Origin of the sequence: Pontimicrobium aquaticum, assembly GCF_005047595.1 — a bacterium.
Taxonomy (GTDB): Bacteria; Bacteroidota; Bacteroidia; order Flavobacteriales; family Flavobacteriaceae; genus Pontimicrobium; species Pontimicrobium aquaticum.
The window spans coordinates 1-13166 of the sequence record NZ_SUPL01000011.1 but is presented as its reverse complement, the minus strand read 5'-3'; the positions used below and the strand labels follow the sequence as shown (position 1 = coordinate 13166).

Here is a 13166-nt window from a genome sequence, read left to right as displayed (position 1 = left end):
TTATAAATCTCTATCACGCTGTCGGCGTTTTTCATATTTAATATCTTGGAGTATGCTCGATTTTATACCTATAAAGAAATTCCATTGTTTATTAGCACTAAAGGGTATCCATGAAAAATTCATTCGCCAACTTTTTAAATCACGATCAAAGCGTAATTGTGTGTAAGTAATCCCTTGATTTTTTAAATCGTATCCAGATGAGACACCAACTTTCCAACGTGGCGATAACTCAATATCTCCAGAAAACATTAATGAGTGAGACGATATTTCGTTTTGTCTTCTGGTGTTTGAATAATTAACAGCATAGGCTAAACGTAAATTCCAAGGTATTTTATATCTGTAAAGGGTGCTGGTTTCTTCAGCGTTATCTTCATTGTCATTAAACGATTTATCAGCAAAATCTTGAGATTTACCAAATAAATCGTCATCACGTCCACCACTTCTACGCGATTCTTCTTGGGCTCTTGAGTTTGTTCTATCGTCGTCGTTTTTAGATTTACTATTAGAAAACGAATAGCTTGTAGTTAAATTGGCACTGGTTAACCTAAATAAACTACCTCCATTGTCAATATTAAAGGTGTTTATTTTATTGTTATTACTATCTAAAGCATAAGGATCTAAAGTAGCACCAAAATTAACATTCATTTGTTTGAATAACTTTGTGCCACCAGAGACTCTTACAGGACTCCAGTTTAGAGAATCGCCAGCAAGATTATATGATGTAGAAAAATTTAAATTATTTAATAACGTAATTTTTTTAGGCTCAGTAGCAGTACTGTCTCTATCTCGTACTTTGGCTTCAAAATTGTTACTTACTGAAATGCCAATAGAACTCGCATAATTATTAGTTGGACTTCCAAAAATAGATTGCTCAAAACGAGTATATTCTTGTTCAGTAGTGGTTAAATTATCTGCACTTATAACTTCGTAGGTGTCGTAATACTGATTAAAAGCAGGAGAGATGTTATAGCTTATCGATGGTCTCATAACATGCCTGATTGCTTGAATTTTTTTATCCTCACCAAACGGGAACATACCATACAGCGTTGTTCCTAAACTCGCACTAAAATTATAGGTTCTAAAAGAATCAAAACCATTTTTTTCGGTAATAACAGTTTCTTGTGTAGCTTGGTCAAACGATTTTTCAATGGTATTGAGTGTCCAGGTTTCTTGAAAATTAGCACCAGCACTTACACTTAAGTAATCAAACAATTTGAAGTTAGTACTAAGAGGAATACTATGTTGCATGCCTACTTTTGCATCTTCAAACATTTCTTTTTTAAAGAATAACGAATCGGTAGTTTGTATTCTGTTTTCAGCTCGCGTATTGTATTGTAAATTAATGTTTTGAATTATTCCTTTTTTGGTGCCACCCTTTGGTGCAAAAGGAAAAATTCTACCAACACTACCTTGAAATGTTGGCAAGGTCATATTAATTGTTTGTGTATTGGTGTTTTGTGAGTGCGTTGCAGTAAGGCTTATATTTACTTGTGGTTCGCCTTGAAACGTTTTTGAATATGATACAGAGGACGATAGTGTATTATTTAAGTAATTACTAGCATTTAACTGATTAATGGACTGCTGATAATAACGACTACTACCAAGGTTAACAGATGCCGAAAAACGCGAATTCGGGTTCGCTTTAGCATCTTGACTGTGCGACCAACGAATGTTATAAATAGAGCTTCTTGAATAATCCGGAAAACCACGTTCACTATTAATAAGGTTTTCGAATCTAAAACTTAAATTCCCTCTAAATCTATAGCGCTTGGCATAATTACTTTCTACACGCATACCATAACTACCATTAGTATAGTAATCACCAAGCAATGCCAAATCAAAATAATCACTTACCGCAAAGTAATAACCACCATTTTGCAAAAAATACCCACGATTGTTTTGTTCACCAAACGATGGAAAAATAACACCAGAGGTTCGCTTTTGAGTTAACGGAAAATATGCAAAAGGTAATCCAATAGGTGTTGGTACATTGGCAATAAACATATTGGTTAAACCGGTAACTACTTTTTTACCAGGAACAATCTTTGCTTTTCGCATTAAAAAATAATACTCAGGATCTTCAAGATCTTTTGAAGTTGTAAACTTTCCGCGATCAATAAAATATACTGAATCGTTTTCTTTTTTGGTGGTTTCTGCTATTATATAACCACCACTTTGCTCAGTTCTAGAATTAAAAATTAATGCCTTTTGCGTATCAGTGTTAAACCGTATAGAATCTGGTTCTACCACATCACTACCTTGAGTAAACACTGGCTTTTGCGTATAATTATTTAAGGAATCGACAATGCCTTTAGCGTAAACCTCATTTTTTTCATAATCTATAATAATAACACCAGCAGTAATTTCCATATCCTCATAGTTAATCTTGGCATTATCGTATAAGGTAATTTTTTGATCTCTTCTAGTCACAGAGGTATAACCAGAAGCGCTGTACTTTACTATATCTTTTAAAAGCTTTGGTTTTTTGTTGAGGCTGTCAATTTTTATAGTATCTGTTTCAATTTTAGCGGTAATAGTGTTTCTGGTTTTTAAACTATCAACCTTAGCAGAAACGCTATCTTTTGTTGCAAGTGGCTTAATTCCTTTCTTTTTGGGAGGAATATCTTGGGCGAAGCCAAAAGTGTTTATAAACACTGTAAAACTTAAAGCAAAAAGTATTTGAAAGATGTTTGTTTGCAACGCTTTTAGATGTATTTTTGTAAAAGTATGGCTCGGTTTTTGAATTGCCAAATGTACATATATTTTTTTGTGAATATTTTAATAACTTAAAAAATATCTAATTTAAAATAAACCCAGTTTTAATACCGTTTTAGTCTTTATGCAAACGAATTTAAAATACCTTTTAGTATCTTTTTTCTTACTAATATCCCTGAATATATTTTCTCAAAAATCTACCGATAAATTTGTGGTGGTCCTTGATGCTGGTCACGGAGGTAAGGATCCTGGGAGGCCTACAAAATATGATTTAGAAAAAAATGTAGCACTTAAAGTTGTTTTGCAGCTTGGTAAAGAATTAGAAAAACATAAGGACATTGAGGTTATTTATACTCGAAAAACGGATGTATTTGTTGAGCTGCATGAGCGTGCTGCCATAGCTAATAAAGCAGATGCCGATTTATTTATATCTATTCACTGTAATGCGCATAACACACAGGCTTATGGAACTGAAACTTACATTTTAAGTGTAGAGAATACTGACAGAAATTTTGAAGTGGCTAAAGCCGAGAACGAAGTTGTCTTGTTAGAAGATAATTACGAAATTCATTATGAAGGCTATGATCCAAACTCACCCGAATCTGTTATAGGTTTAACGCTATTGCAAGAGGATTATACAGAGCAAAGCATTTTATTAGCTAGAATGATAGAGGATGATTTTGCAGGGAAACTTAAACGTAAAAGTAGAGGTGTTAAACAACAAAGTCTATTAGTAATTAGAGGTACTTACATGCCAAGTGTATTAGTCGAAATAGGGTTTTTAACAAACAAGCATGAAGGTAAATATTTGAGTTCAAAAAGAGGGCAACAAGAAATGTCTAAATCTATTTACAATTCTGTTTTAGGGTATATAGATGCCGTAAGTGAAAATTATGATTTAGAAATTTTAACAGATAATGCTAAAGATAAATCCAAAAATAAAGTTAATACCGATTATGTTTTTAAAGTACAAATCGCTGCAGGCGCTAAAAAACTAGAAACAAAGTCTTATAATTTTAAAGGCTTAAGAGGTGTAACATCCGAAAGTGTTGGCAATGGTTATAAGTATTTTTATGGTGTAACTTCAAACTATAACGAAGTAAAAAAGTACAGAGAAGAAGCTCTAGAGAAAGGATATACTACTGCTTTTATTGTAGCCTATAAAAACGGAGAGCGTATTAATATTAATGATGCTTTAAAAACTATTTCAAATTAAGGCTTTATTTAAATTAATTGCTAATTTTGTGTTTAACCAAAAATAATCGCATTGAAGATTACTAGAGAAGTAAAAGCTGCAGTTTTAGTTATAAGTGGACTGCTACTCATTGTTTATTTATTTAATTATCTAAAGGGTCAAAATCTATTAGATGCTTCACGAACATTTTACGCTGTTTACGATAATGTTGAAGGTTTAGCACCATCATCACCAGTAACTATTAATGGTCATGTCGTTGGAAAAGTTCAGGAAATAGGATTTACCGAGGATGGTTCAGCAAAGCTTCAGGTAAAATTATTAGTAGATAGTGATTTCCAGTTTTCTAAAAATAGTAAAGCCGAACTTTACGAAGCTGGTCTTATTGGAGGTAAAGCAATAGCCATTGTTCCTACCTTTGATAGTAGCGAAAATGCTAATGATGGCGATATACTTGAAGGGACAGTAAAAGCAGGATTAACCGAATTGGTAAACCAAAAACTGACACCATTGCAAGGTAAAATTGAAAGTGTCATGGTGAGTGCCGATTCGCTTTTAGGGAATATTAATGATGTTTTTGATAAGCAAACTAAAGCTAATTTAAGAAATAGTATTGCACAGCTAAATCAAACGATAAGCTCGTTTAAGAACACTTCAAATTCAATTAATACATTACTTGAAAGTAATAAAGAAAAACTCGATAGCACCATAACAAGCTTTAAAAGTGCTTCTGCTAATTTAGCTTCTATCACTGATGAAATGGCTCAAGCAAACCTTGGGGAGACCATAACAGAGTTACAAGAAACCATTGCTAGTTTTAAAAATATACTTTCTAGCATTGATAAAGGTGAGGGCTCGATGGGAAAACTAATGAAAGATGAAGGTTTGTATAATAATTTAGAAGGTGCAACTAAAGAACTAGAAGAATTATTACGAGATATAAAATTGCACCCAAAACGCTATTTTAGAATTTTGTCTAAAAAAGAAATTCCATACAGTAAAGATTAATCACTTTTTATAACCCAACTTTTAATATGAATTATTTACCAAACATCCTTTTTGCAATAGCATTGGTAATAGGTATTGGTTACTTTGTAAAAAATGTACGCAAGTTAATTAGAAATATAAAGTTAGGAAAAGATGTTGATGTTAGTAATAACAAGTCACAACGCCTAAAAAACATGATAAACATTGCTTTAGGGCAGAGTAAAATGGTACGTCGTCCAGTTGCTGGTTTTTTACATGTTATTGTCTATGTTGGTTTCATTATTATTAACATTGAGGTTCTAGAGATAATTATTGATGGTCTATTTGGTACACATCGTATTTTTTCTGGCATAGGTAATTTATATGGTGTGCTAATTGGTAGTTTTGAAATTTTGGCTGTATTGGTTTTAATTTCAGTTATCGTTTTTTGGATTAGAAGAAATGTTATAAAACTAAAACGCTTCTGGAATAGCGAAATGACCAGTTGGCCAAAAAATGATGCCAATTACATTTTGTATTTCGAAATGGTATTGATGTCTTTGTTTTTAATTATGAATGCAACTGATGTCTCTTTTCAAGCAATGGGTTCTGGTAATATTATTAGTCAGCATATAGCACCTTTGTTTAGTAAAATACCTGAACACACCTTGCATTTAATAGAGCGTTCTGCTTGGTGGTTGCATATTCTAGGGATTTTAGTGTTCTTAAATTATTTGTATTTTTCTAAGCATCTACACATATTATTGGCATTTCCAAACACCTATTACGCTAGCGTAAAACCAAAAGGACAGCTAGACAATTTAGAATCTGTGACTAAAGAAGTCATGCTTATGATGGATCCGAATGCCGACCCATTTGCAGCTCCAGAAGAAGCTGAAACAAATGAAGATCCAGAAAAATTCGGAGCTAGTGATGTCACCGATTTAAATTGGGTGCAATTGCTAAGTGCTTATACATGCACCGAATGCGGACGTTGTACATCATCCTGTCCAGCTAATTTAACAGGCAAAAAATTATCGCCTCGTAAAATTATGATGGATACTAGAGACCGATTAGAGGAAGTTGGTAAAAACATTGACGCCAATAAGGGTGAATTTAAAGACGACGGAAAACAATTATTAGGCGATTATATAACAAAAGAAGAGCTTTGGGCATGTACCACTTGTAACGCCTGTGTTGAGGAGTGCCCTGTGAGCATTAGTCCATTATCTATTATTATGGATATGAGACGTTACTTGGTAATGGAAGAGTCTGCAGCACCAATGGAATTAAACAATATGATGACCAATATTGAAAACAATGGTGCGCCTTGGCCTTATAATCAAATGGATAGGCTTAATTGGAAAGATGAATAACAGCAAAAAGAAAAGTGATAACTAGTTAAACACTTAAAGAGATGACTGTAAAAACAATGGCAGAATTTATGGCAGAAGGCAAACAACCCGAAATATTATTTTGGGTAGGTTCTGCTGGCAGCTATGACGATCGTGCCAAAAAAATAACAAGGGCTTTTGTGAAGCTATTAAATAGTGCAAATATAGAGTTTGCTGTACTAGGAGCCGAAGAAAGTTGTACTGGTGACGCAGCAAAACGAGCGGGAAATGAGTTTTTGTTTCAAATGCAAGCAGTAACAAATATTGAAATACTTAATGCCTACGAAATAAAAAAAATAGTTACAGCTTGTCCTCATTCTTTTAATACATTAAAAAACGAATACCCTTCACTTGGTGGTAATTATGAGGTGTTACACCATACACAATATTTACAGCAATTAATTAAAGAAGGACGTTTAAAAGTCACCAACAATTCGTTTAAAGGAAAGCGAATTACCTTTCATGATCCTTGTTATTTAGGTCGAGCTAATGAAGTTTACGAAGCACCAAGAGAGCTTTTAAAAGAGCTTGGTGTTAATTTAGTAGAAATGAAGCGTCATAGGCGCACAGCATTATGCTGTGGAGCAGGAGGAGCACAAATGTTTAAAGAATCTGAAAAAGGAGATAAAGATGTAAATGTGTTGCGTACCGAAGATGCTTTACAAACCAATCCAGATGTTATAGCAACAGGTTGTCCTTACTGCAATACCATGATGACAGATGGTGTGAAATTTAAAGAAAAAGAAGCCGATATAAAAGTATTGGATATAGCTGAGTTGTTGGCTAATAATCAAGAATTATAAAATTTAATGTTAGTAGATTTTAACACATTACCCGAAACAGCTAGAGTTTGGATATACCAAGCCAATCGTTCTTTTACCGAACAAGAAATAGAAGAAATCAGTGCTAAGCTGGACACCTTCATAGAAAACTGGACCGCTCATGGCAGCGATCTTCAGGCAGGTTATGAAGTTAAGTATAAGCGATTTATAGTGATTGCTTTAAACCAAAACATAAATATGGCAACAGGTTGCTCTATAGATGCTTCTGTGCATTTTATTCAACAATTAGAAAAAGATTATAATGTTGATTTGATGGATAAAATGAACGTGTCATACAAACAAGGGGAATTTATTGCATATAAGCCATTGACAGACTTTAGGAAAATGGCAAAAGATAAAGCAGTATCAAAAAATACCATTGTGTTTAATAATTTAGTGGCCAACAAAGCTGAGTATCTTGATAACTGGGAAGTACCTGCCAGTGAAAGCTGGCATAGTAGATTTCTGAATTAGAAAATCCTATCTAAAAGACTTTGGTATTATGGCAAACGAGATTATATTATTAAATATTTCAGGGCAAGATAAACCAGGGTTAACTTCTGAGCTAACATCAATTTTAGCAGCCTATGATGCTAGAATTTTAGATATTGGTCAGGCAAACATACATAACACATTATCCTTAGGAATTTTATTTGAAGTTCAATCTGGAAAAAAATCAGGAGCAGTATTAAAAGAACTACTATTTAAGTCATACGAACTTGATATTCAGGCTAAATTTACACCAATTGCACTCGATAATTATGAAAACTGGGTGAGTCTTCAAGGTAAAGACAGGTATATTGTGACTATTCTTGGTGAAAAATTTGGAGCGAAGCAAATATCCGAAGTCACTAAAGTGATTTCAGATAAGAAATTAAATATCGATTCTATAAAAAGACTTACAGGACGCTTGTCACTTGTAAAAAATGACGACTATCCAAGAGCTTGTATTCAACTATCCATAAGAGGTGAGTTAGATAAGAAAGCTGATATCACCGAAAAGTTCATGAAAATATCTCAAGTACTGGATGTGGATATAGCATTTCAGGAGGATAATATTTATCGTCGAAACCGACGATTGGTGTGTTTTGATATGGATTCTACGCTTATTCAGGCAGAAGTTATAGATGAATTAGCAGAACTGGCTGGTGTTGGAGATAAGGTAAAAGCGATTACCGAATTGGCAATGAATGGCGACATAGATTTTAAAGAAAGCTTTGAAAGACGAATGAAACTTCTGGAAGGTTTAAGTGAAGAAGTACTGCATAATGTAGCTATTAATTTGCCTATAACCAAAGGCGCAAGAAGACTTATTGATACGCTAAAAAAGTATGGTTATAAAACAGCTATTTTATCTGGAGGATTTACATACTTTGGAGACTATCTAAAAAAAGAGTTGGGAATAGATTATATGTATGCTAATCAGCTTGAAATCAAAAATGGTATACTAACTGGTGGTTATCTTGGTGACATTGTCGATGGAACTAAAAAGGCAGAATACCTTAAGGAAATTGCAGCAAAGGAGGGTATAGATATTGGTCAGACCATAGCTATTGGCGATGGTGCTAATGATCTGGCTATGCTTGATATTGCTGGTTTAGGTATTGCCTTTCATGCAAAACCCAAAGTGAAAGATAATGCCCAAAACTCTATATCAAGTATAGGACTAGATGGAGTACTATATTTATTAGGTTATCATGATAGGTATATAGATTTAATGGAGAATAATAAATAATAACCATTGTTAATTATCTTGGTTATAAATCTATCTTAAAGTTTTTTATTCTAAGCTATAAAATGCTAATTTGGCATAGTTTTTCGTTTTCCATGTGACAATGGAATATTTAATTAATCCCAAACTATGCGAAATATAACTTTACTATTGCTATTTTCATGTGTATTTGTTTCTGCACAAAGCAATCACCCTTTAGCTGCTAAAGACTATGAAGCCCAACAAAAATGGGTAGATAGCGTTTATAACTCATTGTCTATTAAAGAAAAAATAGGACAATTATTTATGCCAATGGTGTTTTCTAGTCAAACCAAAAAAGAACACCAAGAAATCATCAGGCAAATAAAAGAACACAAAATAGGTGGTGTTATTTTCTCTAAAGGTGGTCCTATACGCCAAGCAAAACTAACTAACGAGTACCAAGCTATTTCTAAAACACCATTACTTGTAGGGATAGATGCCGAATGGGGACTTGGAATGCGACTTGATTCTACTGTAAGTTTTCCATGGAACATGACGCTAGGTGCTGTTAAGGACAATAAACTTGTTAAACAAACAGGCTATAATATAGGTGAGCATTGCAAACGTCTTGGTATTCATTTTAATTTTGCACCAGTTGTAGATATTAATACCAATCCTAAAAATCCTATTATAGGGAATAGATCTTTTGGTGAAGATCGAGATAATGTTACTGAAAAAGCATTAGCCTTTATGGAAGGAATGCAAGCAGCTGGAGTATTGGCTACAGCTAAACATTTTCCTGGACATGGCGATACCGAAACAGATTCGCATAAAACATTACCAACCATTAGTTTTAATGAACAGCGAATAGATTCAGTCGAATTACATCCTTATAAAGAGCTTATCAAAAACAACTTAGCTAGTGTAATGGTAGCTCACTTAAATATTCCTAGTTTAGAATCTAGAGATGGATTTCCATCTACATTATCAGAAAATATCGTTACAAATATCCTTAAAAGAAAGCTAGGATTTAAAGGTTTAATATTTACCGATGCTTTGAATATGAAAGGAGCGTCAAACTTCAGTGAATCAGAAGATGTGGATCTTGCTGCGTTTAAAGCTGGTAATGATATGCTTTTAATTTCAGGAAATATTGGCAAAGGAATAGATAAACTTGCAGAGGCTTATTCTGCAGGCGAAATAACCGAGGAAAGATTAGCACATTCGGTTAAAAAAATATTAATGGCTAAATATAAAGTTGGCTTAAACAATTACAAGCCTATTGGTATTGCTAATTTAGTTGAAGATTTAAATCGTTTAAAAGATGATTTGCTTAACGAGTCATTAACAGAAGCATCCTTAACAGTTGTAAAAAATAAAGGAAGTTTAATGCCTTTACGAAAACTTGAAAACAAGTCTATCGCTTATGTGAAACTAGGAGATGACGACGGTTCAGAGTTTTTAAAAGAACTCAAAAAATACACTAAAGTACACGAAATTTCTGCTCCTAATTTAGATGATCTAATTTCGAAACTTAATAATTATAATACAGTAATTGTAGGCTTTCATAAATCGAATAAAAGTCCTTGGGAATCACATAAATTCAAAAATCAAGAGTTAGTATGGTTGTACGAAATAGCTAGGACTAACACTACTATTTTAAGTGTATTTACTAAGCCTTATGCATTGTTGGACGTGAAAACACATGAAAATATTGAAAGTATTTTAGTGTCTTATCAAAACAGTAATGTTGCCCAACAAAAAGCTGCACAACTTATATTTGGAGCCATTCCAGCCAAAGGCGAATTACCAGTTACATCTGGTGAAACTTTTAAAGCTGGTGATGGTATTAAATTTACTTCTTTAAGTAGATTAGGTTATGCACTTCCAGAAAGTGTAGGTTTAAACTCTAAAAGATTAGCAAGAATAGATTCTCTTGCTCAATATGCAGTAGATTCTGTTATGACCCCAGGATTACAACTATTGGTGGCTAGAAAAGGCAAAATAGTGTATAATAAAAACTTTGGTAAGCATACATATAAAGGTGCTCAAAAAGTAAGATGGACAGATATTTATGATATAGCTTCTTTAACAAAAATTGTAGCTACGCTGCCATTAATAATGGAGTTAGAAGAAAAAGGCATCATCTCTTTAGATAGTAAATTATCAGATATCTTACCTGAATTCAAAGGCACTAACAAAGAGCATGTAACCATTAAAAAAATGTTATCGCATTACGCACAGTTAAAACCTTGGATTCCTTTTTACACAGCAACTTTGGATTCTGTAACAAAAAAACCAGATGCAAAATATTATAGAAGAAAATTAACTAAAGGATTTGATGTTGAAGTAGCTAATAAATTATTTTTAAGATCTGATTATCAAGATTCTATACAAGGAATTATAAAGGAAAGCGATATGCTTTCGCGTTTAAGATATCGTTATAGCGATTTACCTTATTATATTTTAAAGAAATTTATTGAGAAACATTACGACCAATCATTAGACGAATTGGTGCAACAGCATTTTTATAAATCCTTAGGGGCAAATTATACAACCTATAAGCCAAGAGAAAGATTTAGTAAAACACAAATTGTACCAAGTGAAATAGATGATTATTTCAGGTATCAAGAAGTACATGGCTACGTGCATGACATGGGAGCAGCAATGCAAAATGGCGTAGGAGGTCATGCAGGAGTGTTTAGTAATGCCAATGATATAGCTAAAATTATGCAAATGTATTTGCAAAAAGGATTTTATGGAGGGCATCGTTATTTTAGAAGCGAAACCTTAGATAAGTTTAATGAATGTTACTATTGCGAGAGCGATAACAGAAGAGGAGTCGGTTTTGATAAACCGCAATTAGATGAAGATGGCCCAACTTGTGGCTGCGTGTCTATGACAAGCTTTGGACATTCAGGATTTACCGGAACTTATGCTTGGGCTGACCCCGAAGAAGAACTAGTATATGTATTTATGGCCAATAGAACGTATCCAACCTCCATGAATGGAAATAAATTATTAAAAGAAAATATCAGAACCGAAATACAACGATTGATTTACGAAGCCATTGAAGAATAAAAAAATGAATATAGGTATAGTTTGTTATCCAACTTTTGGAGGAAGTGGTGTTGTAGCTACTGAATTAGGATTGGAACTATCTAAAAGAGGACACGAAGTACATTTTATAACCTACAGCCAACCTGTAAGGTTAGACTTATTAAGTCACAATGTACATTTTCATGAAGTAAATGTGCCAGAATATCCGTTATTTCACTATCAACCTTATGAGTTAGCATTATCTAGCAAATTGGTAGATACAGTAAAGCTTTATAATATAGATGTATTACACGTACACTATGCTATTCCGCATGCATATGCAGCTTATATGGCAAAAAAAATGCTACATGAAGAAGGTATAGAGTTACCAATAGTGACTACACTTCATGGTACAGATATTACGCTTGTTGGAAGCCATCCTTTTTATAAAACTGCTGTAGAATTCAGTATTAATAAATCGGATGCAGTAACCTCAGTTTCTGAAAGCTTAAAAGCAGATACCTTAAGATTGTTTAATATTAAAAATAACATTCAAGTAGTTCCTAATTTTATTGATTTAGAAAAACATGTAAATCATTTTACAGATTGCCAACGTGCTATGTTGGCAAACGATAATGAAAAAGTGCTGACGCATATTAGTAATTTTAGAAAAGTAAAGCGCATTGACGATGTTATAAGTGTTTTTAATAATGTGCAGAAAGAAATACCTGCAACATTGATTATGGTTGGTGAAGGCCCAGAAAAAGAACCTGCAGAACGACTTTGTGAAAAGTTAGGAATAGAAGATAAAGTTAAGTTTTTAGGAAATAGCAGTGAAATTGATAAAATACTTTGTTTTAGCGATTTGTTTTTATTGCCATCTAAGACCGAGAGTTTTGGTTTAGCAGCTTTAGAGGCTATGGCTTCAGGTGTTCCAGTAATATCAAGTAATACTGGTGGAATTCCTGAGGTGAATAAACATGGTGTGTCAGGTTATTTAAGTAATGTAGGCGATATAGAGGATATGACTAAAAATGCCTTAAAAATACTTAAAGACGATGCCATTTTAGCGCAATTTAAAGAAAACGCTAAAAAAGAAGCATTACAATTCGACTTGCATGCCATTGTACCACACTACGAAGAAATTTACAGGCAAGCACTAACTAGATGTGTATCTATATAAAAAAAGCACCTTTATAAAGGTGCTTTTTTATTCTTAATTATGTCCCGTCCTGAAATAAGTTGACACAAAAACGACTTATTATGAAAGACAAAGAGCAATCAAGAGTTAAGCGTACTCAGCGCGATTATAATTTGGGCTTTAAATTAGCAGTAGTATCGCAAGT

At 33.3% G+C, this 13166-nt stretch carries 9 protein-coding genes; 8 read left to right on the top strand and 1 reads right to left on the bottom strand.

Annotated elements, in window-relative coordinates:
* Nucleotides 1-2751, bottom strand: a complete 2751-nt coding sequence (locus E5167_RS14730) for a putative LPS assembly protein LptD (RefSeq protein WP_136844932.1) — start codon at nt 2749-2751, stop codon at nt 1-3.
* A gap of 88 nt (nt 2752-2839) precedes the next feature.
* Here E5167_RS14730 and E5167_RS14725 point away from each other — a divergent pair, with 88 nt between their 5' ends.
* The 8 genes from E5167_RS14725 (at nt 2840) to bshA (ending at nt 13003) form a co-directional block, all read left to right on the top strand.
* A complete protein-coding gene (locus tag E5167_RS14725; protein ID WP_136844931.1) occupies nt 2840-3931 on the top strand; it encodes an N-acetylmuramoyl-L-alanine amidase family protein in 1092 nt (363 codons plus the stop codon).
* Between the two features lie 51 nt (nt 3932-3982).
* Nucleotides 3983-4915: an MlaD family protein gene (locus E5167_RS14720; protein ID WP_136844930.1), complete on the top strand. Its 933-nt coding sequence runs from the start codon at nt 3983-3985 to the stop codon at nt 4913-4915.
* A gap of 26 nt (nt 4916-4941) precedes the next feature.
* Complete coding sequence (locus E5167_RS14715; protein WP_136844929.1) at nt 4942-6249, top strand: (Fe-S)-binding protein; 1308 nt, start codon at nt 4942-4944, stop codon at nt 6247-6249.
* 41 nt (nt 6250-6290) lie between these two features.
* Complete coding sequence (locus tag E5167_RS14710; RefSeq protein ID WP_136844928.1) at nt 6291-7070, top strand: (Fe-S)-binding protein; 780 nt, start codon at nt 6291-6293, stop codon at nt 7068-7070.
* A gap of 6 nt (nt 7071-7076) precedes the next feature.
* Nucleotides 7077-7562, top strand: coding sequence for an ABC transporter ATPase (locus E5167_RS14705; protein ID WP_136844927.1), 486 nt, complete (start codon nt 7077-7079; stop codon nt 7560-7562).
* A gap of 28 nt (nt 7563-7590) precedes the next feature.
* Nucleotides 7591-8823: a phosphoserine phosphatase SerB gene (gene serB / locus E5167_RS14700; protein ID WP_136844926.1), complete on the top strand. Its 1233-nt coding sequence runs from the start codon at nt 7591-7593 to the stop codon at nt 8821-8823.
* Between the two features lie 126 nt (nt 8824-8949).
* A complete protein-coding gene (locus E5167_RS14695) occupies nt 8950-11862 on the top strand; it encodes a glycoside hydrolase family 3 N-terminal domain-containing protein (RefSeq protein ID WP_136844925.1) in 2913 nt (970 codons plus the stop codon).
* 4 nt (nt 11863-11866) lie between these two features.
* Nucleotides 11867-13003, top strand: coding sequence for an N-acetyl-alpha-D-glucosaminyl L-malate synthase BshA (gene bshA, locus E5167_RS14690; protein ID WP_136844924.1), 1137 nt, complete (start codon nt 11867-11869; stop codon nt 13001-13003).
* Nucleotides 13004-13166: the final 163 nt, after the last annotated feature.

What these genes read in the sequence shown, in the direction of transcription:
- E5167_RS14725 (WP_136844931.1), top strand. Translation starts at nt 2,840, where the DNA reads ATGCAAACGAATTTAAAATACCTTTTAGTATCTTTTTTCTTACTAATA.
- serB (WP_136844926.1), top strand. Translation starts at nt 7,591, where the DNA reads ATGGCAAACGAGATTATATTATTAAATATTTCAGGGCAAGATAAACCA.
- E5167_RS14705 (WP_136844927.1), top strand. Translation starts at nt 7,077, where the DNA reads ATGTTAGTAGATTTTAACACATTACCCGAAACAGCTAGAGTTTGGATA.
- E5167_RS14695 (WP_136844925.1), top strand. Translation starts at nt 8,950, where the DNA reads ATGCGAAATATAACTTTACTATTGCTATTTTCATGTGTATTTGTTTCT.
- E5167_RS14715 (WP_136844929.1), top strand. Translation starts at nt 4,942, where the DNA reads ATGAATTATTTACCAAACATCCTTTTTGCAATAGCATTGGTAATAGGT.
- E5167_RS14710 (WP_136844928.1), top strand. Translation starts at nt 6,291, where the DNA reads ATGACTGTAAAAACAATGGCAGAATTTATGGCAGAAGGCAAACAACCC.
- bshA (WP_136844924.1), top strand. Translation starts at nt 11,867, where the DNA reads ATGAATATAGGTATAGTTTGTTATCCAACTTTTGGAGGAAGTGGTGTT.